At 36.6% G+C, this 21,586-nt stretch carries 19 protein-coding genes and 2 tRNA genes; 13 read left to right on the top strand and 8 right to left on the bottom strand.

The features are described from left to right. The first annotated feature begins 128 nt into the window (after positions 1-128). Together BZK14_RS13550 and BZK14_RS13545 are read left to right on the top strand one after the other, a co-directional pair. Positions 129-1,037 (top strand): nuclease-related domain-containing DEAD/DEAH box helicase, encoded by a 909-nt coding sequence (locus BZK14_RS13550; protein WP_245831342.1) that lies wholly within the window; start codon positions 129-131, stop codon positions 1,035-1,037. After that, positions 1,012-1,965, top strand: coding sequence for a 3'-5' exonuclease (locus BZK14_RS13545; RefSeq protein WP_245831341.1), 954 nt, complete (start codon positions 1,012-1,014; stop codon positions 1,963-1,965). Before BZK14_RS13550 ends, BZK14_RS13545 begins: the two co-directional genes overlap by 26 nt. A gap of 34 nt (positions 1,966-1,999) precedes the next feature. Here BZK14_RS13545 and BZK14_RS11650 read toward each other — a convergent pair whose 3' ends face one another. Next, complete coding sequence (locus BZK14_RS11650; RefSeq protein ID WP_077926645.1) at positions 2,000-2,401, bottom strand: hypothetical protein; 402 nt, start codon at positions 2,399-2,401, stop codon at positions 2,000-2,002. Positions 2,402-2,418: 17 nt separating this feature from the next. Further along, positions 2,419-2,958, bottom strand: coding sequence for a VUT family protein (locus BZK14_RS11645; RefSeq protein ID WP_077926644.1), 540 nt, complete (start codon positions 2,956-2,958; stop codon positions 2,419-2,421). Between the two features lie 217 nt (positions 2,959-3,175). Here BZK14_RS11645 and BZK14_RS11640 point away from each other — a divergent pair, with 217 nt between their 5' ends. The 4 genes from BZK14_RS11640 (at position 3,176) to BZK14_RS11625 (ending at position 8,218) form a co-directional block, all read left to right on the top strand. Next, positions 3,176-3,721: a cysteine hydrolase family protein gene (locus BZK14_RS11640; protein WP_077926643.1), complete on the top strand. Its 546-nt coding sequence runs from the start codon at positions 3,176-3,178 to the stop codon at positions 3,719-3,721. Positions 3,722-3,788: 67 nt separating this feature from the next. Next, the gene (locus tag BZK14_RS11635) at positions 3,789-4,355 is read left to right on the top strand and encodes a LemA family protein (RefSeq protein ID WP_077926642.1); all 567 of its coding nucleotides are present in this window, start codon (positions 3,789-3,791) and stop codon (positions 4,353-4,355) included. A gap of 12 nt (positions 4,356-4,367) precedes the next feature. Continuing rightward, the gene (locus tag BZK14_RS11630; RefSeq protein ID WP_077926641.1) at positions 4,368-6,320 is read left to right on the top strand and encodes a DUF2207 domain-containing protein; all 1,953 of its coding nucleotides are present in this window, start codon (positions 4,368-4,370) and stop codon (positions 6,318-6,320) included. After that, complete coding sequence (locus tag BZK14_RS11625) at positions 6,317-8,218, top strand: DUF2207 domain-containing protein (RefSeq protein WP_077926640.1); 1,902 nt, start codon at positions 6,317-6,319, stop codon at positions 8,216-8,218. The genes BZK14_RS11630 and BZK14_RS11625 overlap by 4 nt, the downstream gene beginning before the upstream one ends. Before the next feature lie 51 nt (positions 8,219-8,269). Here BZK14_RS11625 and BZK14_RS11620 read toward each other — a convergent pair whose 3' ends face one another. Both BZK14_RS11620 and BZK14_RS11615 read right to left on the bottom strand, forming a co-directional pair. Further along, positions 8,270-9,046, bottom strand: coding sequence for a hypothetical protein (locus BZK14_RS11620; RefSeq protein WP_077926639.1), 777 nt, complete (start codon positions 9,044-9,046; stop codon positions 8,270-8,272). 146 nt (positions 9,047-9,192) lie between these two features. After that, positions 9,193-10,782: a peptide chain release factor 3 gene (locus BZK14_RS11615; RefSeq protein WP_077926638.1), complete on the bottom strand. Its 1,590-nt coding sequence runs from the start codon at positions 10,780-10,782 to the stop codon at positions 9,193-9,195. A 119-nt stretch (positions 10,783-10,901) separates the two neighbouring features. On the opposite strand from BZK14_RS11615, the gene BZK14_RS11610 reads away from it, so the two are divergent. Continuing rightward, positions 10,902-11,366, top strand: coding sequence for a YbaK/EbsC family protein (locus tag BZK14_RS11610; protein ID WP_077926637.1), 465 nt, complete (start codon positions 10,902-10,904; stop codon positions 11,364-11,366). A gap of 58 nt (positions 11,367-11,424) precedes the next feature. On the opposite strand, the gene BZK14_RS11605 is transcribed toward BZK14_RS11610, so the two are convergent. Both BZK14_RS11605 and BZK14_RS11600 read right to left on the bottom strand, forming a co-directional pair. After that, positions 11,425-12,699 (bottom strand): porin, encoded by a 1,275-nt coding sequence (locus tag BZK14_RS11605; protein ID WP_171973718.1) that lies wholly within the window; start codon positions 12,697-12,699, stop codon positions 11,425-11,427. A gap of 197 nt (positions 12,700-12,896) precedes the next feature. Then, on the bottom strand, positions 12,897-14,195 hold the full coding sequence (locus BZK14_RS11600; RefSeq protein ID WP_077926635.1) for an MFS transporter: 1,299 nt from the start codon (positions 14,193-14,195) through the stop codon (positions 12,897-12,899). A 338-nt stretch (positions 14,196-14,533) separates the two neighbouring features. Here BZK14_RS11600 and fdrA point away from each other — a divergent pair, with 338 nt between their 5' ends. The 4 genes from fdrA to BZK14_RS11580 all read left to right on the top strand — a co-directional run bounded on the left by fdrA (position 14,534) and on the right by BZK14_RS11580 (position 19,517). After that, positions 14,534-16,198 carry an acyl-CoA synthetase FdrA gene (gene fdrA / locus BZK14_RS11595; protein ID WP_077926657.1) on the top strand — a complete coding sequence of 555 codons (1,665 nt, stop codon included), beginning with the start codon at positions 14,534-14,536 and terminating at the stop codon, positions 16,196-16,198. A gap of 12 nt (positions 16,199-16,210) precedes the next feature. Further along, a complete protein-coding gene (locus BZK14_RS11590; RefSeq protein ID WP_077926634.1) occupies positions 16,211-17,476 on the top strand; it encodes a YlbE family protein in 1,266 nt (421 codons plus the stop codon). A 163-nt stretch (positions 17,477-17,639) separates the two neighbouring features. After that, on the top strand, positions 17,640-18,575 hold the full coding sequence (gene allS, locus BZK14_RS11585) for an HTH-type transcriptional activator AllS (protein WP_077926633.1): 936 nt from the start codon (positions 17,640-17,642) through the stop codon (positions 18,573-18,575). 9 nt (positions 18,576-18,584) lie between these two features. Beyond that, the gene (locus BZK14_RS11580) at positions 18,585-19,517 is read left to right on the top strand and encodes an HAD-IIA family hydrolase (protein WP_077926632.1); all 933 of its coding nucleotides are present in this window, start codon (positions 18,585-18,587) and stop codon (positions 19,515-19,517) included. Between the two features lie 149 nt (positions 19,518-19,666). Here BZK14_RS11580 and BZK14_RS11575 read toward each other — a convergent pair. Together BZK14_RS11575 and BZK14_RS11570 are read right to left on the bottom strand one after the other, a co-directional pair. Then, positions 19,667-19,743 (bottom strand) — tRNA-Asp (locus tag BZK14_RS11575). A gap of 25 nt (positions 19,744-19,768) precedes the next feature. Then, a tRNA-Asp gene (locus tag BZK14_RS11570) sits at positions 19,769-19,845 on the bottom strand. Positions 19,846-20,045: 200 nt separating this feature from the next. On the opposite strand from BZK14_RS11570, the gene BZK14_RS11565 reads away from it, so the two are divergent. Both BZK14_RS11565 and BZK14_RS11560 read left to right on the top strand, forming a co-directional pair. After that, a complete protein-coding gene (locus BZK14_RS11565) occupies positions 20,046-20,942 on the top strand; it encodes an NAD-dependent epimerase/dehydratase family protein (RefSeq protein WP_077926631.1) in 897 nt (298 codons plus the stop codon). Between the two features lie 59 nt (positions 20,943-21,001). Next, positions 21,002-21,586 (top strand): DUF4377 domain-containing protein (locus BZK14_RS11560; RefSeq protein ID WP_077926630.1); only part of this gene is annotated, 585 nt, incomplete at its 3' end.

Below are 21,586 nucleotides of genomic sequence, written 5' to 3'. Positions count from 1 at the left end.
ATTATTCCCCCGATAATATTAGGTGTTAAGCGTATGCCCCATCATTGATGGGGCTTTTTTGATTGTAATGAATAAATGCCTAATTAATCGTATAATATTTATATTCTATAATATAAATGGTTAATTTTATGGCTATATTAATCCCATCATTAAGTAAATGTTTGCCACGGATGACCTCCGGTGAAAAAAATGTTGCGAAGATTTTAGAATCACAATTAGAAGATGATTACTATTGTTGGTATGACGTTCCAATTGGCGGAAAATCATTACATCCGGATTTTGTTATTTTACACCCCTATCGCGGATTATTGGTTCTAGAAGTCAAAGACTGGAAAGCTTCAACGCTTTTATCTATTAATAAAGATACAGCCACCATTTTAGATCATCATTCAGGTCTGCCCAAAGAAGTTATTAACCCAATTAATCAAGCACGTAATTACGTTTTAACATTGATTAATTTATTGAGTAAAGATTCGCAATTAAACTTACATTTGAAAGACTCTAAGACCAAACCTTTATTGAGTTATGGTTATGGTGTTGTATTGAGTAATATTACGAGAGATGAATTTGATAAAGGTGAATTAGGTAATGTCATTCCTGAGCACTGTGTGATTTGTAAAGATGAGTTGTCTGGTCATTCATCTTTAGAAATGTTTCAAGAGCGATTATGGGGAATGTTTCCTTATGTGCCAGCTCAGCCTTTAACCTTACCTCAAATAGATCGAGTGCGTTGGCATATTTTTCCTGAATTGCGTATAGGCGAGCAGAGAGATATGTTTGATGATCCTGAAGTTAAAGTAGAATTGCCAGATATTTTAAAAATTATGGATATTCAACAAGAGCAGTTGGCGAGAAGTTTAGGTGATGGGCATCGAATTATTCATGGTGTTGCAGGTTCAGGGAAAACGATGATTTTAGGTTATCGTGCCGAGCATTTAGCTCAGTTTATGCAAAAGCCAATTTTGGTTTTATGTTTTAATCGCCCTTTGGCAGATATGTTACATTATAAAAATGGCTCAGAAGAGTTTAGATCATAAAGTTCATGTTAGAACATTTCATCAATGGTGTAGCCAACAGTTATCAACTTATAATATTCCAAAATCACGTAATGCTAACTTAAGCAGTATGTTTGAAGAGAATGTCCAAAAAGTTATAGATCATGCAGAAACTGGTATTATCCCTAAAGGTCAATATGATGCAATTTTGATTGATGAAGGACATGATTTTGAAGATGCTTGGTATAAACTTATTGTACAGATGGTGAACCCGGATAATCCTTGTTTATTAGTTTTATATGATGATGCACAATCTATTTATAGTAAGGATAAACGTAAATTAGTATTCTCAAAAGTTGGTATTAATGCTCGAGGAAGAACCGTTATTCTTAAATTGAATTATCGTAATACAAAAGAAATTTTAACTGTTGCTAAATTATTTGCTGAACAGTTATTGGTTGAGCGTAAAGAGAGTGATGAAGATGCAATTCCTTTATTGGAACCAGTAGGTGCTGGACTGAATGGTGATGTTCCTGTTTTAATTAACTTGCCAAGTATGCATCATGAAGTTAGAAAAATTATAGAAACGTTATATGAACATCAGAAAAATGGCCTTGATTGGCATCATATGGCTGTATTGTGTCGTAATAATAAATCTATCAATATAATTAAAGATGCTCTGCGTAATAATGGAATCCCTACACATGGAGAAGAAGTAGAAGGCATTGGTGTTCATGTAATGACCATGCATAAAAGTAAAGGATTAGAATTTGCTTTGGTCTGTATTTTTGAGGTTGGTAATAAAAATGTGTGTTATGAAAGCGTGGAAAATGAAGCACAACTTTTATATGTAGCAATGACAAGGGCGACAACAAATTTAGTGATGACATGTAGCTCATCATCTATGTTTGCGCCACAGTTGTCAGATGCAATTTCTACAGTAAATTATTCATTACAAACAGAGCAATAATAACGAATGCGGTATTTTGGATTCATGTGAAACACTATAGTTGTGGAACGGTGACAGTAATCACTTGGGATTGATTCAATCCTTCTAAAATAATATCTGCTTGTACGGTTACTTCAACTTTTAAAGCATTTTGGCATTCAATAGCAATAGCTTGTGTGAAGTATTCTAAATCTCGCACAGTTTTATGACCAATGAATGCTTTGATGTATTTCTCTAAAGAAAATAGCTCAAGTAATACTTGATCTGCAATATAACTAATGCTGATGCTTGAGCCTGCTTTAGGGTTTTGGCTTGCTTGGCATAAAATAGGTAATTGCACCACATGTTTCACTGCTGTTTTTAATTCAGGATGTTGATTGCGAATTAAATCAATTGGGAACTCATGGTGTGCGGAAGCATACTGTAAAATTACAGTATCAATCAGAGGTTTTTTCATAATGATTTCAATGTTATTTAATGTGTTGTTAAAGTTGTTGATTCGTTATTTTTAGGCTTGATGATGAAGACTTTACTGATGATGGTGGAAGCGATTAAAAACTTCGCAATGATATCTGCAAAGATAATTTCAGCCATCATTGGCAATTCAAAAATTCCATAGAAAGCGATGAAAGTGAACAGTGTGCTATCAATGGGAACGCTTGCAGCATTACTTGCTAATACGCGAACATGCCAAGAATGTTGTTTGAGCTTTTCAAACACACCTGTGTTCATTAATTCACTAAATAAAATGGCTAAAAATGATGCCAATAAAAATCGCCATGGAATCTCAAAATAAAAAGCACAAATAGTGTTCACAAGCAAAGCTAGTGCAATACCAAGTAATGCAAAATTCAAACTATAACGATGAAGATGATCGCGCAATGTGAAAACAAAGGCAAAGAAGATTGTGCCGTAACTGAGCAAGCCAAAGAAAGGCAACTCAATAAAATGATCCAACAATAAATTGGCAACAAGCACACTTGCCACATAGGCAACGAGATAGATATATTTCATAACTAACCTTTTTATTTCAATTGGGGTGAGGGAACCCAAGTAACTCAAGGCATAAATTTTACAGGAATTTTATAAGATTGAAAGTTTTAGGTGAAAGGGCTAGGTTTACGCTATTAAACTTTATAATTTCAGCTACTATAGTAGACTTTATAAAAAGGTCGCATAACACATAAAAGAATGTTTGAGTGATCTATGATTAAAATAATTAGGAGGGAGAATGAAAGCACTGATTAATATTGATTATACATTTGATTTTGTTGCAACAGAGGGGCTTTTAACAACTGCGGAAGCAGGGCAGAAATTACATGATGATATTTTAGCACTCACGCGCCATTTTGTGGATGCGGGTGATTATGTCGTTTTTGCTATTGATGGTCATGATCCTAATGATCGATATCATCCTGAAAATAAACTTTTTCCTGCTCATAATGTGATGGGAACAAAAGGGCGTAATTTATATGGTGATTTAGCAAAGTATTATTCAGAACATCAGCATGATCCAATAATTTATTGGATTGATAAGCGCCATTATTCCGCATTTAGCGGCACAGATTTAGATATTCGTTTACGTGAACGTAATATCAAAGAGATTCATTTAGTAGGTGTTTGCACTGATATTTGTGTATTACATACGGCGATTGATGCTTATAATTTAGGCTATGAAATTGTGATTCATGAAAAGGGGGTTGCAAGCTTTGATCCCATTGGGCATGAATGGGCTTTGAAGCATTTTAAAAATGTTTTAGGTGCAAAAATCGTGTAATTAATCTATGAGATTGTGATGAAAATTAATCAGGTATAATTACTAAAAATAAAATTATGGATTAACTATGACAATTACAGCAATTTTCATCATGATTTCAGCCTGCTCAATGTTGGTGCTTATGGGGATGGTTTCTATTTATAATCAACTTATCAAACACCAACAAATGTCTAAAGAAGCATTTGCAGGTATGGATGTTTTCTTAAAAAAGCGCTACGACTTAATTCCAATGTTGGTTTCTGTCACAAAAGGTGCTCGCGACTATGAAGCCAATGTTTTAAAAGAAATTGTAGAGCTTCGTTCACAAGGTTTGAATGGTAATTTGTCTGTAGGTGATTTAGGGAAAAATGAATTAAAGTTGAGTGATCGAATCAGTCAGCTACTAGTTTTAGTTGAAAATTATCCTGAGATTAAGGCAAACCAAAGCTTTAAGCAATTACATGAATCTTTGGTCAAAGTTGAAGATGATATTAGTAAAGCAAGGCGTTATTACAATGCAACAGTTCGCCATTATTTAACATATAAACAACAATTCCCAAATGTGATTATTGCTTCAATGTTTCATTTTCCAATGATTGAATATTTTGCAGTGGATGATTCTACTGAGCGTAATGCACCAACTGTTTCTTTGTAAATTGGAAGGATAATGAAAATAGTTGCCCAATATATATTTCTATCAGTGATGTTCTTATTCAATATTACATGGGCAGATCAAATAGATCATTATGATTCTAGGATTAATATATTGGAAGATGGAACGATTGATGTTGTAGAAACAATTGAAATCACAACCAATCATGAACAAATTAAACTGGGTATAACTCGAGAAATTCCAAAAAGTTATTACTTTATGAATAAGCGAGTAGAGACGCCAGTCAATGTTCTAACTGTAACTCGTAATGGGCAGCCAGAAAATTTTTGGACAGAGAATCAATATGGAAATGTGGAGATATTCACAGGTTCCGTTGATAACGTTGTGGATAACTATTTGGATAAAGGTAAACACACTTTTGTGATCCATTGGCAGAGTCAAAATCACATTCGTAGTTTTGAAAATTATGATGAGTTATACATCAATGCAATTGGCCATAATTGGCGTTTACCCATTATAGTTGCGACAGTTACATTGAAGTTGCCAAAGTCTGTCAGTGCAATTCAATCAGCGGCTTATTATGGTGTGAGAGGAGCGATTGATCAGGCTCAGACAACACAGAAATCCCCACAAGAAATTCAATTTACATCACCAAAAATATTAGGCAATGGTAAAGGTTTTACGGTTGCGACAGGATTTACGAAAGGAATTATTCCGAGCATAGAACCCAATTGGTATGATGTTTGGATGGCAAAAGCTTTGGATTATTTTCCAAGTTTTGTTCAGCCTTTAAATATTATATTGGGGATTATGATGGCTGTGATGTTGCTGTATAAGCGTTTAGCAGCTATGATTTACACCAAAATATTGCCTAAAAGCCAGCGTGCTTTTATGGTGAGATACGCACCACCGAATATACCATTTGACCTCGCGTGTGCACTTTATTCGCCTGAGAATCATAGTAAATTTATGCTAGCAATGCTGGTTAGGTTTCAGGCATTGGGGCTTTTATCTTTTAATGAAACAACTAAAAGTATTAAGGTTAGAAAGAAACTAACAGATCAACACAGGGCACTATTAAGCCCAGAAGAATTACAATTTATTGTGAGCTTACAAAGAAGAGGCATTCCTGTCATTTCATTAGAAAAATATAATGGTGCATTTTCTCATGGTATTCAGTTATTGAAAACACATATTCAAGATTTAGCGGATGAGTGTTACAAAAAAATAGCCCCCATCTTTTTGATTATTGGCATTATTGTAATGGCAGTGATGCTGTTATCATTTTCAATTTATTTATCTGCAGAAATCTATTTTTCATTAGTATTTATAGTCATTCCTATGCTGATTTTGAACTCTATAATTATGAATCAAATTCCTAAGATTAATGAAAAAGATCAGTTGTTTGGCAAAGCATCATTATTGTTGAAAGGGTTGCCAGTTTTTATGTTTTTCTTTGCATTTGGTGGTGTGCCGCTATATTTCATGATGACGGAAATAGCTAATACTCCTTTATCTATGATGACTTATTTATGTAGTTATGGATTGGTATGGTTATCATTATTGGTACTGATGGTGATATTTATCCAATTATCAAAGTATCGTTATTATGTGAAAGCCCATTATGTGGACCACAAGCAAGCACTGTTAGAATTTAAACATTTTTTAGTCTATACAAAAAAAGCGGAGTATGAATTAATTACGCCTAATTTATTTGAAGAGTATTTACCATATTCTATTTTGTTTGGCGTTGAGAAAAAGTGGATAAAACTCTATCAATCGCTATATCCAAAAAATTACCAAATAAGCCAACAGCAAGGTGCATTACATATGGCTCGATCCAGTTCTTCAACTTTTAGCCGTGCAATGTCTAGCCCAAGTATGGGACGATCATCTTCAGGTTTTTCATCATCAGGCGGAGGCGGTTCTAGTGGCGGCGGTTCAGGCTCAGGCGGTGGTGGATCATCGGGTGGTGGATCAGGTGGCGGCGGTGGAGGTGGCCGATGATAAGAAAAATAATAATATTCTTTTTATGTTGGTGTCTATTAAATATCTCATTAGCTGATGTCATCAAAAATTATGATGTGAATATCACAGTGCTAGAAGATGGCAAAATTGATGTGGTTGAAACGATAGAAATGAACATTGATCATAAGGATGTGCGTTTAGGCATTATTCGGGATATTCCTAGTCGTTATTCTATGTATAAACAAGAGATTGAAACACCCATTGAAGTGTTGAGTGTCACTCGTAATGGTGAGTCTGAAAACTATTGGGTGGAAGACAATGGTGATCTGTTTGAAATTTATACGGGTGCTAAATATGACCACCCCAAAAATTATATTCCTAAAGGTCAAAATATTTACCAATTCCATTGGCAAAGTTCTAATCACATTCGGGGCTTTCTTAGCTATGATGAATTGTATTTCAATGCCATTGGTAATGGTTGGCAGTTTCCCATTGAAAAGGCAAAAGTTACGTTAGTTTTGCCAAACTCAGTTAAGGCAATACAATCTGCAGGATATTATGGGCAAGCAGGAGATAATTCTAGAGCAATTGTGACGGAAGTATCACCGCAAAAAATTGAGTTTATAGCACCAGAAATGATCGGTAATGGTCAAGGTTTAACCATCGCGACTGGTTTTACCAAAGGAATCATCCCCAGTAATGATTCAGGATATATTGGTGGGGTAGTCGAAAAAATCCTGAGTTACTTCCCGTCATTTGTGCAGCCCATTCATATAGCATTGATGGGAATACTAATTGTGATGTTTTGTTATTGGCTATTAGGTGCATTAATTTATGTATATAGAAAACCGAAGAGTTTACGTGCATTTGTAGTGAGATTTTCTCCACCAGAATTTTCTTTATACACCTTAATGTTTTTAGCAGGCAAAAATTATATGGGGAATGTGGAAAGATTTAGGGTGGCTTTTCTAGTGGATCTAGCACATAAGGGATTGATATCATTTAATCAGTCAGAGAAAACAATAGAAATAAAGCCAATCATACCTAATCAAGATAAAAGCTTAACGCAGGGGCAGCGTGAATTTTTATCAGTGATGGAGATCAATGGTCGAAGCAAAGTTTCCTATGCTAAATATAACCCTATCTTAGAAAGCGCATTAAAGCTTATGACAGAAAGAATGATCTATGATGGCTCTAAATATTATCGCCCACTGTTTCCATTTTTTGCATTATCAGCTTTCATTTTATGGGGCATTTGTTTCACTTTGAGCTTTACAATTATTTCAGGCTTAAACTATCTAATAATCTTATTTGCATTTTTTGGGTGTTTAATATTATGGATAGGATTAAGCTCTCTATTAGATGGGCGATCGTTTACAAGTGTCTCTGAGAGAATCTTTTGGTGTATCGTATTATTATTTTTCGGCTCTATTTTCAGCATAATGCCTTTGATGTTTACAGATTTATGGGGTGGATTTAGTTGGTCTGCAAATTTTAAAGCATCTGTATTAGTAATTGTTATCATTTTACTTTTCAATACTGTTATTGCATGGTACGGAAAAATAATGGTGATGATTAGACCCGAATATTGTGATGATCAGCAGAAAGTTTTAGAGTTTAAGCATTTCTTGGAATATACAAAAGCTGATGAATACCATCTGATTACACCAGATTTATTTGAGGAATATCTTCCTTATGCAATTATTTTTGATGTTGATAAAAAATGGTTAGCCTTGTATAAAAAATTATATTCTATTCAGTATGAGAATCGTCAAAAGATAGGTGTTTTGTCTGCTCGTTCTATTAGTAGTTCTTCTTCATTTAAAACGGCGAGCGCAAAACCAAGTTCTGGGGGGAATAGTGGGCGAGGCTCAGGCTCAGGCGGAGGAGGATCATCGGGTGGTGGTTCAGGTGGCGGCGGTGGACGTGGCCGATGAAGTGAAAGCCTAATAACGATATATTAGACTTATTTATCATGTATAAATTTTTTATTTGATGTTAGCTTTGATTAGCTTAATTAAGTTTGTAAGTTTTTCAGAAGAATTAATGCAGTGTTGATAATAACCAAAGAAAGGAACAACAATAATATTTGTTTGTGTATTTGGGATTTCAGAAAAAACGATTCTAATACCTTCATCTGACGCATATTGCGCAGTTGAATGATCGCATCCAAAAAATGAGAAAAACTCATAATCACTACTGATGCCTGTGCATATGAGATATTTAGGTTGATGCTGTTTGATGAGTTCTTGAAAAAACTGTGCTCGTTCACCATTAATGCACCAATGATGATAATCTTGTCTACTTTCAAATCCAGTGAGTTTTTTATGTTTTTCTTCCCATGGAGAGTTGTTTTTAGGGGAATTGAGTAAAAACATATTCATTTTAAATCCAATACCGTCTTTCATATTAAAGAGGATTTTATTTTTGATTATGAATTTTTCATAGTCTGTTAAATTTTTCTCTATTTTGGGAATATTGAATTCATTGAGGAAATCGCAAATTGTATAATTATATTGGTTATGATGAGCGTCACTAAAGCTTCTTGCCCAAGAAATATTTTGGCAGAAATCTTGTGTTTTTCCATCATCAGGTAGGTAGCCATGTTCTCTTAAAGGGTCATCAACTTCAATAATAGTTTTCAGCTCGTTAAGATCATTTCCCCATTCTAGCCCACAGAACCAGAAGTCTGAATCTAAATTGCCACCATCACATCCATAGAAAGATGCTGCTATTTTTTTGAAATTTTCTATTGGAGTTGTCATTTAATTATCCTTCTTGAATGTTGTATGTAAACTTAATGTTATCTACATTAAATGAATAGAATTAAATATCAATAGCATTTTCATGTTAATAAAAAAGCGCTTCAATCTATTTGATGGAAGCGCTCTAGTTTTATGAGTGGAGCTAATTAACCAACGCCATGTTCACGAGTTGCTGTGAACTTGATTTCAGGATAACGTTCTTGTGCTAATGTTAAATTCACACGTGTTGGTGCGATATAAACATATTCACCTGAGTGATCCACTGCCATATTGTCGTAGCATTTATTGATGAATGTTTCGAATTTCTTCGAATCAGAGCAAGTAACCCAGCGCGCAGTTGTCACGTTTACAGCTTCAAAAATACAATCAACGTTATAGTCAGTTTGTAAGCGATTCAATACAACATCAAATTGAAGCACACCGATCGCACCGATGATTAAATCATTGCTGTTGAGTGGCTTGAATAACTGTGTTGCACCTTCTTCACATAGCTCTTCTAAACCTTTTTGCAACTGCTTCATCTTCAAAGGGTCACGCAAACGCGCACGGCGGAACAGCTCAGGTGCGAAGTCAGGAATCCCTGTGAAAACTAAGTTTTCACCTTCTGTGAATGTATCACCAATGCGGATTGTGCCATGATTGTGGATACCAATGATGTCACCAGCATAAGCTTCCGTTAAATGCTCACGTTCAGATGCCATGAATGTCAAAGCATCAGGGATTTTGATGTTTTTATTAATGCGAACATGACGAGCCGACATGCCAGGAGAATATTTACCAGAACAAACGCGCATGAATGCGATTCTATCACGATGTTTAGGATCCATATTGGCTTGGATTTTAAACACAAAACCTGAGAATTTTTCTTCCGCAGGAGAAACTTCACGGCTTGTAGTTTCGTGTGCTTTGGGTGGTGGGGCGATTTTAACAAAGCCATCCAGCATTTCTTGCACACCAAAGTTTGTAACCGCAGAACCGAAGTAAACAGGTGTTAATTTACCTGCTAAGTAATCTTCTAGATTAAATTCGTTACTTGCACCACGTACTAATTCTAATTCTTCACGGAATTCCGCAGCTTTTGCACCTAAAACTTCATCCAACTCAGGATTATCTAGGCCTTGAATGATTCGGCTGTCATGCTTTTTACCATCTTTATGCACTTCATACAAAGCAACATAATCGTCGATCAAATGGTAAACACCTTTAAGCTCTTTACCCATGCCGATTGGCCAAGTAACAGGCGCGCATTGGATTTTCAATACATCTTCAACTTCATCCAATAGATCAATCGGGTCTTTACCTTCACGATCAAGCTTGTTGATGAATGTCATGATGGGTGTATCACGCAATCGACAAACTTCCATCAATTTAATGGTTCGCTCTTCAACACCTTTTGCGCAGTCAATCAGCATCAATGCTGAGTCAACAGCTGTTAATGTGCGATAAGTATCTTCTGAGAAGTCTTCATGGCCCGGTGTATCCAAGAGATTGATCATTTTCTCTTTATAAGGGAACTGCATGACAGAAGATGTGATGGAAATACCACGTTGTTTTTCCATTTCCATCCAGTCAGATGTTGCGTGACGTGCTGCCTTACGACCTTTAACTGTACCTGCTAAGCTGATTGCACCTCCAAATAGCAAAAGCTTTTCGGTCATTGTGGTTTTACCAGCATCAGGGTGAGCGATAATCGCAAACGTGCGTCTGCGTTCCATCTCTTGAATCATTCCTGCCATAAAATATGTTGCCTATTGATTAAATAAAAATTCGATAAACTAACCATTTTACATGATTTAGTGTTACAAATTAATAAATAAAAAATTGTTGGTAAATATTGAAGTCAGGAGAAGTTTTTATGGGCATTGCAGAAGTTAAAGCATTTTTTGCAAAAGAGGGAATTGAGAGTCGTGTTCAAGAGTTTGAGGTTTCGAGTGCAACAGTTGAATTAGCAGCACAAGCGCTAAATTGTGAGCCGAATAGAATCGCAAAATCATTGTCATTTATGCTGAAAAATATGGGTAAAAATATTATTGTTGTAGCAGCAGGCAATGCGCGAGTCGATAATAAAAAGTTCAAAGCACAATTTGATGACAGAGCCAAGATGATTGCCTTTGACCAAGTTGAAGAAATTATTGGTCATGCTGCGGGTGGCGTTTGTCCATTTGCAGTGAATCCTGATGTAGAAATCTATTTAGATGTGAGTTTAAAAGCTTATGAAACGGTATTTCCTGCATGTGGCAGTGCCAATAGCGCGATTGAATTATCTTTGGATGAACTAGAAAAATATTCTAATGCTTTGAGTTGGGTGGATGTTTGTTAGTGATTGATAGCACCTTGCTCAATTGAATATTGAGTAAGGTGTTATATAAAATCAATAGTTAGAAATCGTGGCGGATACCAATGCTTAATTGGTTATCTTTGAATTTTTTAGATGATAAGCTCTGATCCACATAGCTAAACTCCATACCAGATGTTGAAAATTTCTGTTTAATCATACTGTGTTGATATTCTAACCACAGAGCAGTGCGTTCTGATAATGCTTGTTCGACACCGACAGATAATGTTTTTAAGTGATTATCTTCTTGATTACGAGCAATATAGTTTTCATCAGTTAAGCCAGAATGACGTCTTTTAGAGGTTGCTTGACCATACGTTGCACGCAATGTTGTGTCATGATCTGCACCGAATGACCAATATGCACCAATATCCCAGCCTTTAGCTGTATGTTTGTAATTATTACGATCAAGTTCTTGATCATTGACTTCATCCCAGAAAAACTCTGAGTGAGCATTACCAATCCCAAAGCTTTCAGCACTTTTATTCTGTGCATAAGCATAATTGCCCGTAATACCCCAATCGTCTGTACGGAAGCCAATTTGAGCACCATAACTGAAAGCACGTTTTGCATCTTCCGCAATATCAGCAGATAGATAGCCAATGCGTGAATAAAACCCTGAATCATGTTCGTAAGCTAAGCTGACAGTGTATAAATCAATGTCACGATTATTACTGTATCTTTCATTATCACTTGTGGCAACAACGCCTGCTGTGAATATGAATCCAGCAATGCTTGGTGAAGTATAAATGACAGAGTTGCCTAAATACTCCCACATTTCTGCATCAAAAGTATTAATTGAGCCTGCATCACCTAAAAGAATATCACCAGCTGCAGCAGCACTTGCAGATAAGCCCAATGCATAGAACTCATCTGAAACGCTATCAGCTTTAATGACTTCATAAAAAGGATTATCCATTTGGCCAAGAGCAAATGTACCCAATGATGTTTCTAAGCCAATCATGGCAATTTCTTTTTCAAAACCTTCGCCATTTTCACCGCCATCAGCAGCATTAAAAGCCCAACGTAAGTTGTAAATCAACTGTACATTTTCACCTAAGGATTCACTGCCACGTAAACCGATGTATGAGCCATAATCATCAATAGATAAAGCTTGTGTACCAGCACGCTGAGTTTGGTAAATGGGTAGGCCACTACTTGATTCGCCTATTTGATTAAATAACATATTGCCTTCAGCAGGATTATGGCTATATGAGCGAGTCATACCCAATTCGATTGAACCATATAGTTCTGTTGCTGCATGAGCAGAAGTTAAGGCAGTTGCTGAAACAATTAAAGCAATTATTTTTTTGTGCATAATAGTTCTCATTTAAATGATATTAATCAATGGCTAATTTCAGTACGAAAAAGTCATTGGATTATAAATGAGAATATTTCTCTTTAAAAGAATTAATGTTTCTTAATAAAAATTTACAATAAAGTGGCGTGATGAAAATAAAAAGCCATTCTAAATTAATTAAGAATGGCTCATGATTAAGCTAATTGCTTGTGGGATTATGCTTCGCGTTTATTTAAGTTTTTGGATTCATCCACAAAGAGCAATGCTAAAATACCAATCACTGTAACTGCTGCTGCAACATAGAAACTCGCGTTTAAGTTACCTGTTTTAGTTGCAATGAAACCAGTCATCCAAGGCGCTAAGATCGAACCACACATGCCTAAGAAGTTATATAAACCGAAAGCTGTACTCAATAATGATTTAGGAACGTTTTCAGCTGTTAATGCTAATAAAACTGGGTTCAAGCTGATTTTACCAATGAAGCCATAAAGTACTAATACACATAACAATAAGATATTTTGTGGGTTAGTTGCTAATCCTAAGATTGTTGAACCTGTTGTGCTGTTATCTAAGTTACCTGAGTAAACGATACCAAAGATGGATAACAATGATAAAGGTAACATGAATAATGCGACAGCTTTACGTTTGCCTAGGCGGTCAGAAACCCAGCTAAAGAAGATTGTACCAATGATGGATAACCAAGGAACGATAGATGCTACACGGCTTGCAACTGCTTTATCCATACCTCGTTCTGTTTCAAGATAAGTTGGTAACCATGTGATGATGACGAAGAAACCATAAATTGAACAGAAGATTGCGATATAAGCCATTAAAAGGTTGCGGCGTTTGAAAAGAGACAAGAAATCTGCCATGGTGACGCTTTTCTTTTTCTCAGTTGCAACTTGTGCTGTATTGCCATTATTCACTTTTTCTTTAATGAAGAATAGAATCAATAAAGCTGTGATGAAAATAGGGATAGCCATATAAACGAATGCTACGCGCCAATCATTGCCAGCTTTGAATGAACTACTAGACATTTCATAGCCTAACGCAATACCAAAAGACATTCCGCTACCAATGATTGCACTGCCAACAGCTAAATGTTTAGGTGGAATTGCTTCTGATGATAATGCATATTGTGGGCCATAATAGCTACCTTGAGCCGCGCCCGCTATCATCCAAATGATGACGAATAATGCATAAGTATTGGCAAAATAAACTAAACCAACAAATAATGCATAAATCATAAAACCAATGACTAATACGCGTTTACGGCCAATTTTATCGCCAATAATACCAGAGGGAACTTGTAAGCCTGTATAGGCAAGGAAAAATAAACTGACAACACCGCCAACTGCTGTTAGCGTAATATCATATGTTGCACCAATTTCTGCCATGACAGGGCTTAATAGAGAGCGCCCAGCATAGATGAAAACCCAACCAAGGAAAAAGACGGCAACTGCCACCATCCAATATTTACTGCTGACATTTGGGGATTGTGTTGTTGAACTCATAGAAAGCTCTCCTTAAAAGAAAGTTATTGGAATAACTACCTTATAATTTAGTACATCCGCGATCTGAAAAATTGATAAATGTTGTCTTTTTAGGATTGCACTAAAAATGTTGTTAATCGTCCTCGATTAGTAGAAGAAATCTCTTCTCTCAAAGATTCTCGTTAGAAAAATTAAACCAATCTTTTACCATTGACAGAAATTTTAAAACAGCCTGAATTTCATGACATTTATCACTATTATATTCAAGAAGCATGTTACTTTTTGATTGTGCAATGCCACATCCTAATTGTGATATGGCACACTTAAATTTAGGTACATTTAAACGAGGTACTCAAACTATGATCCATTCTTTTGTGAAGAAAGGCAGTTTTCAGGACTCAGTTAGCTTGATGTTAATTTCACGTAAGCTAAGTGAACATCCTGATGTCGAAGAAATTTCCGTCATGATGGGAACGCCCGCAAATAAAGATTTGTTGCAAGCAACAGGTTTTTGGAGCCCAGATTTTGATGAAGCAACCCCGAATGACATTTGTATAGCAATCAAGGCAGAAACAACAGATTCAAGTATTGTGGAAGTAATTGTTGCAGCATTGGAAGAAGAGTTAGCAAATCTAGCTAAGAACCAAGGCGGTAGTGGTAAGCGAATTCCAAAGGCAAGACGTTTAGCTTCAGCCGTACAAAGAATGCCAGATGCCAATACAGTGTTAATCTCAATTGCAGGTGAATATGCCGCAGAATTAACAGATTCAGCATTAGATCGTGATTTGAATGTGATGATCTTCTCTGACAACGTAACATTAGAAGATGAGATTCGTTTAAAGCAAAAAGCAGCTGATAAAGGCTTAATTGTAATGGGCCCAGATTGCGGTACAACAATGATCGCAGGTTCGCCATTGGCTTTTGCTAACATTATTCCTGAAGGTAATATCGGCGTTGTTGGTGCATCAGGTACAGGTATTCAAGAGTTATGTTCACAAATCGCATTAGAAGGTCAAGGCATTACACATGCGATTGGTTTGGGCGGTCGTGATTTATCTGTTGATGTTGGTGGTATCAGCGCAATGACAGCGTTGGATATGCTCGCAAATGATGCAAATACTAAAGTAATTGCATTTGTTTCTAAGCCACCTGCTGAAGAAGTTCGTCAAAAAATTATTCAGCGCATGAAATCTATTAACAAGCCAGTTGTGGCATTGTTCTTAGGTAGCAAAATTGATCAGCCAAAAGACGGCAATGTTTACTTAATCAATACAATTGATAAAGCAGCGCGTTTAGCAGCTGAATTATCAGAAGTTGAAAAAGATTATGAAACAATGAATCCTGTACCTAATAGCAAAATTTTAGGTTTATATACAGGTGGTACATTGGCCGCTGAAACAGCATTGATTTTAGCTGAAGGCATGAATGCAGAGATCGATTCTAAGCATGAAAAAGGTACAATGTTAGATGTAGATGGTCACAAAGTTGTGGATTTAGGAGATGACTTCTATACAGTCGGTCGCCCTCATCCAATGATTGATCCATCATCTCGTCAAGAAGAAATCATGAAGTTAGCGAAGCGCCCTGAAATTGGCGTAGTGTTGTTGGATGTTGTATTGGGTTATGGTTCTATGAAAAATCCAGCAGAATCAGTGGCAACAGCAGTAACAAAATTGAAAGAAAAGCGCCAAGAGCCAATCAACTTCATTGCAACAGTCACAGGTACTAATCAAGACCCACAAGGTCGTGATAACGAGATTGCGATTTTGAAAGAAGCAGGCATTACAGTTGTAAATAATTTACCAGAGGCTGCTGCTTTAGCATTTGCATTGATCACACCAAGAGCAGAAGCTGGTGAGTTGAAGCCTTATCCATTATTGGATGGTGTAAAAGTTATTAATGCTGGTTTACGTGGTTTTGCTGAAGATCTTCAAGCAGCACAAACAGCAGTTGTACAGTATCAATGGGCGCCTGTTGCGGGCGGTAATAAGAAATTAGCAAATATTCTTAAACATTTGAAATAAGAGGACCTAATTATGACAACTTTTGCAACAATTGATGAAGCGAACCAAGCAGTCGTTGAGCGCATCAAAGAGGCGCGTCCACGTTGGGTGAGTGTTATTCCAGCTCAAGAAGCTGTGCCAACATTGGCGGAAGGCAAGAAATTATTGCACGCAGGTCCTCCTATTAAATGGGAAGAAATGACTGGCCCTGCTCAAGGCGCTTGTGTAGGTGCTGCAATCTTTGAAGGCTGGGCAACAGATGAAGCAAGTGCACGTAAATTATTGGATGCAGGTGAAGTAGAATTTATTCCATGTCATTCAGTGAATGCAGTTGGCCCAATGGGCGGTATTACATCAGCTAATATGCCAATGATCAAAGTTTATAACGCAGTGCATGATAACTATGCTTACTGTAATATCAACGAAGGTATCGGTAAAGTAATGCGCTTTGGTGCATTTGGTGAAGAAGTTCAGGCACGCCATCGTTGGATGCGTGATACTTTGCGCCCAATCTTGCGTGATGCTTTGGCACAAATGGAAGATGGTTTAGATATCACAGCTCACATGGCGCAAGGTGTGACAATGGGCGATGAATTCCATCAGCGTAATATTGCAACATCAGCATTATTAGCACGTACATTATCACCGATCATCTCTACTTTGGATTACCCAAAAGAGCAAATCACTGAAGTGATTAACTTCATGAGTATCACAGATCAGTTTTTCTTGAACGTAGCAATGGCTTATTGTAAAGCTGCGATGGATGCTGGTGCACAAATCAAAGCAGGTACAATTGTTACTGTGATGAGTCGTAATGGCCGCAATTTTGGTATCAAAGTGAGTGGTTTAGGTGATCAATGGTTTGAAGCACCTGTAAATACACCACAAGGTCTGTTCTTTACTGGTTATACACAAGATGATGCTAACCCAGATATTGGTGATAGCGCAATCACTGAAACTTATGGTGTGGGCGGTTGTGCAATGATCGCAGCACCAGGTGTAACACGTTTCGTGGGTGCGGGTGGTTTTGAATCAGCTGTTGAAACATCAGAAGAAATGAGTGAAATCTATTTAGAGCACAACATGGCATTACAAATTCCAACATGGGATTTCCAAGGTGCATTGGTTGGTTTAGATCTTCGCTTAGTGGTGGAAACTGGTATTACACCATTAATCAATACAGGTATTGCGCATAAAGATCCAGGTGTTGGTCAAGTGGGCGCGGGTACTGTTCGTGCGCCATTGGCTTGTTTTGAAAAAGCATTGGTAGCATTTGGTGAGAAAAATAACATTCAATAATTGTTATGATTACTTTTTGAATGGTCATTGATAAAGCCAGCTAGCAATTGCTAGTTGGCTTTTTTAAATTTTATTTGCATGAAGTTTGATGGAGAGGCTTGCATACAAGCGTAGCAGCTTGTATTTTAGCTAGTTATTATTGATGAATTATGAAGGAAGATCCATGCTTGATTTAGAAATGATGCGTTCATTCATTCAAGTGGCGGAGATGAAGAGTTTCTCCAAAGCTGCCAGCAATTTGCACAAAACATCAGCAACGATCAGCTATAGAATCAAAATGCTCGAAGAAAGTGTAGGTGCGCAGCTATTTAATAGAACCACTCGTACGGTTGAATTAACTGCTGCGGGTGAACATTTGCTAGAGCAATGCCGCGAATGGATTATGTGGCTTGAAAATATGCCTAAAGAGCTTCAGCAAATCAATGATGGTATTGAGCCTAGTGTGAACATTACGATCAATAATCTGTTATACGATGTGGATGCCGTAACAGAGCTTTTGGTTTATTTAAATGGAATGTTTCCACAAACTCAAATTACAATTTCGCGCCAAATCTTTATGGGTGTGTGGGATCGTTTAATGTATGACAATCATCACATTGCTATTGGAGCACCTGGTTCTGAATCATTGACGAATATTATTGAATCTAAAGATTTAGGGTCAATCTCTTGGGCATTCATTGTTTCTAAAAATCACCCTTTAACACAGTATAAAGGGCAGATTACAGATGCTATGTTACGTAAATATCCTGCTATTAATGTTGAGGATACTGCACGTAATTTACAAAAAAGAACAGCATGGTTATTAAAAGGGCAAAAGGAAATTAAAGTCCCTAATATGTCCACTAAATTAAAATGTCATTTAAATGGTTTGGGGATTGGTTTTTTACCACGCACCATTTGTTTGCCGCATTTAGAAAGTGGTGATTTAATAGAATTACAAATTACAACACACCGAGTGCCTTCTAAAATGATGTTGGCTTGGAATACAGAAATTAGTGGTAAAACAGTGCAGGCGATTATTGAGTTATTTGAAGAGAATCATCCGATTGCACAAGGTTTGCTAAAAAATATTGATTTGCCAGTTGATCACATAAGTTAAGGAAAAATAATGTCAGATTTTGAACGTAATTGGGATATTTATTTAAATCATTATCATCCTAATGTTCTGTTCCCAGAAGTTAAACAGCCACAAAAAGCGAGTCAGCTTGTTTCCTCATTATTAGATATTGCAGATGAGTTTGATGTATTGTTGCTAGACGGTTTCGGTGTACTGAATGTTGGCGCTGAAACGATTGACGGTATGCCTGATATTATCAATAGTTTGGTGGATCAAGGAAAGCATGCATTTGTCTTAACAAATGGTGCGACGTTCCCTGTGGTAAAGAATGCGGAGCGATATCCAAAATGGGGTTATAGCATTTCACCTGAGAATGTAATTTCATCACGCAGTGCTGTTGAGCATGCTCTGCCGTCCCATCCTTTAAGTACGCGTGGTAAAACTTGGGGGGTGATTGGTTCGCCTGATTATGATGCTTCGACATTGAAAGCCAAATCTGTGTATTTAACAGAAGAAAATGTGGATGCTGTGGATGGTGTTATTTTCTTAGGTACAATGGAGTGGAATGCTGGGAAGCAAGTTTGGTTGCTGGAATCTTTATCTAAAAGACCGCGTCCTGTTTTATTTGGCAATCCCGATGTTTGTGCGCCATTAGCGGGGGCGTTTACGGTTGAGCCTGGTACTTATGCATTGGATATTAAAGCAATTGATGGTGTAGATGTGCATTTCTTTGGTAAACCATTCCAATTATGCTATGCATTGAGCTTTAATAAGATTTTAGAAGTTGTGGGTAATATCAGGCCTGATCGCGTATTGATGGTGGGTGATACATTGCATACAGATATTTTAGGTGGTAACACATTTGGTATGAAAACAGCTTTGATGGCTGACTATGGCTTCTTACGAGGTCACAATCCATATGATTTTATCGAAGAATCTGGTATTCAGCCTGATTTTGTTGTGAGTCTGCGAGATTTGAAATAAGGCAAATATCGTGCAATAGGTGGATATTAAATAATGTCACTGTGATGAAGCTAGGTAACTCACCTAGCTTTTTGTTTTGATTGATTCTGATAAATATTATAGTTAATAAAAAAGCTTGTCATTTTTCAATAACAAGCTTTTTTATTAACTGGCGGAGCGGACGGGACTCGAACCCGCGACCCCCTGCGTGACAGGCAGGTATTCTAACCAGCTGAACTACCGCTCCAAGAGATCTATAAGTTTTGAAGAAGTGGCGGAGCGGACGGGACTCGAACCCGCGACCCCCTGCGTGACAGGCAGGTATTCTAACCAGCTGAACTACCGCTCCGTTGTGTCTTCAACTTCAGAGGAGTTGCATTATACATAATAAAAACGGCTTGTCACATCTTTTTTATGAATAGATCAATAATCATACAAAATATAAGCTTTTATCATTAAGCGTTTATTATGGAATAAATAATATTTGCCTAATGGTAGATTGCTAACTATTTTATTTATTTAAAGAATTTGTATTTCAGGCATTGCGATATGACAGAAACAATTTTAATCACAGGTGCATCGGGTTTTTTGGGTAAACGTATTGTGCGTTTTTTGCAACGAACCAGTGATGTTTATTTATTGACGACTAGTCGTCAACAAGAGAGTTATCCCAATCATTTAGTCCGCGATTTATCAGAAGTAACGCCTGAGTTAACAGAAAAGGTTGATACAGTGATTCATTTTGCAGGATTAAGTGCCCATAAAAACGCTTGTGATGAGGAGTTTTATAAGGTTAATGTTAATAATACTATTCAGGTGGCAAAAGCTGCGCTAGCAAGTGGTGTTAAGCGTTTTATTTTTATCAGTACAACAGATGTTTATGATATAGATAATCATTCTACAATTTCAGAAGATAGTCCATTGAAACCTAGAAGCACTTATGCTAAATCGAAATTAGCTGCTGAAGATGCTTTAAAAGGATTATGTGATGGTAATACGATGAATCTAATCATTTTGCGTTTACCATTGATATATCATATTGATGCAGTCAATGAATTTGGGCGATATGTTCATATCGTCAAAGAAAATAAGCCATTACCATTAGATCGTATCAATAATCAACGTACGTTATTAGCGTTGTGTAATTTCGAGTCGGCTTTAAATGCTATTTTGCGCCAACCTGAAATTTGTAATGAAACGATGATCATCGCAGACCATTTTAGTATGTCTACAACACAGATGATAAAAGGGATTGCTGTTGCAGCTGTGACAACGATTAAATTATTTTATGCGCCAAAATTTTTGGCAAAAACCACAATGAAATTAACAGGGAAAACAATGTTTTTTGAGGCTCTATGGGGGAATTATCAGGTGTCATCTCAATATGCTCAAAAACGATTGAAATGGCAACCTTCAGATGACTATGTTGTAAATTTGTCAAACTAGCTTAGTTTTCTGATAAAATCAGCAACTACGATTGATACAAAAACTAAAGGGGAGTCATTATGAAAATTAGATCTATTGTGATCGGCAGTTTGTTGGTTGCATCATCTATGACTACGACATATGCAGGATTGGATATCGCTAATATTGCTGAAGATAACTCAGTATCATTAACATTAAATATGGATGAAAAACGATTTGGAATCACTGGTGGTTGTAATACGATCATGGGAGGATTTGAAATCGATCACTTAGATAATTTTGTGGCTGCTCGAAATTTAGCAACGACATTAATGGCATGCAGTGAGCCATTAGAAAGTATGAGCACACGAATTAATAGTTTTTTAGAAAATCACCCTAAAGTTGTTCGCCAAGATAATAATTTATTTCTAGTGGGCACAATTGCTGAAGAGCCTACAAGTGTTTATATGCCAGTTGTATTAGATCAAGGACAATATAAAGATATTAAAGCTGAAATTTATGAGCGTATTTTTATTTATGTATCTAATGAAAAGATAGCTTGTCCTTCTAATCCTGAGGCTAAATGTTTACAGATTCGTACAGATAAAAATGAACCTTGGAAACCTTTTGAAGGAATCATTGAAGGATTTTCACCAGAAGAGGGGATTGCATACCGTTTACGTTTA

This window comes from Wohlfahrtiimonas larvae (assembly GCF_002006755.1).
In the GTDB taxonomy this organism is placed as follows: domain Bacteria; phylum Pseudomonadota; class Gammaproteobacteria; order Cardiobacteriales; family Wohlfahrtiimonadaceae; genus Wohlfahrtiimonas; species Wohlfahrtiimonas larvae.
Note: the sequence above shows the minus strand (reverse complement) of the source record. Positions and strands in the feature narration are given on the sequence as shown.

What these genes read in the sequence shown, in the direction of transcription:
- BZK14_RS13550 (WP_245831342.1), top strand. Translation starts at nt 129, where the DNA reads ATGGCTATATTAATCCCATCATTAAGTAAATGTTTGCCACGGATGACC.
- BZK14_RS13545 (WP_245831341.1), top strand. Translation starts at nt 1,012, where the DNA reads ATGGCTCAGAAGAGTTTAGATCATAAAGTTCATGTTAGAACATTTCAT.
- BZK14_RS11650 (WP_077926645.1), bottom strand. Translation starts at nt 2,401, where the DNA reads ATGAAAAAACCTCTGATTGATACTGTAATTTTACAGTATGCTTCCGCA.
- BZK14_RS11645 (WP_077926644.1), bottom strand. Translation starts at nt 2,958, where the DNA reads ATGAAATATATCTATCTCGTTGCCTATGTGGCAAGTGTGCTTGTTGCC.
- BZK14_RS11640 (WP_077926643.1), top strand. Translation starts at nt 3,176, where the DNA reads ATGAAAGCACTGATTAATATTGATTATACATTTGATTTTGTTGCAACA.
- BZK14_RS11635 (WP_077926642.1), top strand. Translation starts at nt 3,789, where the DNA reads ATGACAATTACAGCAATTTTCATCATGATTTCAGCCTGCTCAATGTTG.
- BZK14_RS11630 (WP_077926641.1), top strand. Translation starts at nt 4,368, where the DNA reads ATGAAAATAGTTGCCCAATATATATTTCTATCAGTGATGTTCTTATTC.
- BZK14_RS11625 (WP_077926640.1), top strand. Translation starts at nt 6,317, where the DNA reads ATGATAAGAAAAATAATAATATTCTTTTTATGTTGGTGTCTATTAAAT.
- BZK14_RS11620 (WP_077926639.1), bottom strand. Translation starts at nt 9,046, where the DNA reads ATGACAACTCCAATAGAAAATTTCAAAAAAATAGCAGCATCTTTCTAT.
- BZK14_RS11615 (WP_077926638.1), bottom strand. Translation starts at nt 10,782, where the DNA reads ATGGCAGGAATGATTCAAGAGATGGAACGCAGACGCACGTTTGCGATT.
- BZK14_RS11610 (WP_077926637.1), top strand. Translation starts at nt 10,902, where the DNA reads ATGGGCATTGCAGAAGTTAAAGCATTTTTTGCAAAAGAGGGAATTGAG.
- BZK14_RS11605 (WP_171973718.1), bottom strand. Translation starts at nt 12,699, where the DNA reads ATGCACAAAAAAATAATTGCTTTAATTGTTTCAGCAACTGCCTTAACT.
- BZK14_RS11600 (WP_077926635.1), bottom strand. Translation starts at nt 14,195, where the DNA reads ATGAGTTCAACAACACAATCCCCAAATGTCAGCAGTAAATATTGGATG.
- fdrA (WP_077926657.1), top strand. Translation starts at nt 14,534, where the DNA reads ATGATCCATTCTTTTGTGAAGAAAGGCAGTTTTCAGGACTCAGTTAGC.
- BZK14_RS11590 (WP_077926634.1), top strand. Translation starts at nt 16,211, where the DNA reads ATGACAACTTTTGCAACAATTGATGAAGCGAACCAAGCAGTCGTTGAG.
- allS (WP_077926633.1), top strand. Translation starts at nt 17,640, where the DNA reads ATGCTTGATTTAGAAATGATGCGTTCATTCATTCAAGTGGCGGAGATG.
- BZK14_RS11580 (WP_077926632.1), top strand. Translation starts at nt 18,585, where the DNA reads ATGTCAGATTTTGAACGTAATTGGGATATTTATTTAAATCATTATCAT.
- BZK14_RS11565 (WP_077926631.1), top strand. Translation starts at nt 20,046, where the DNA reads ATGACAGAAACAATTTTAATCACAGGTGCATCGGGTTTTTTGGGTAAA.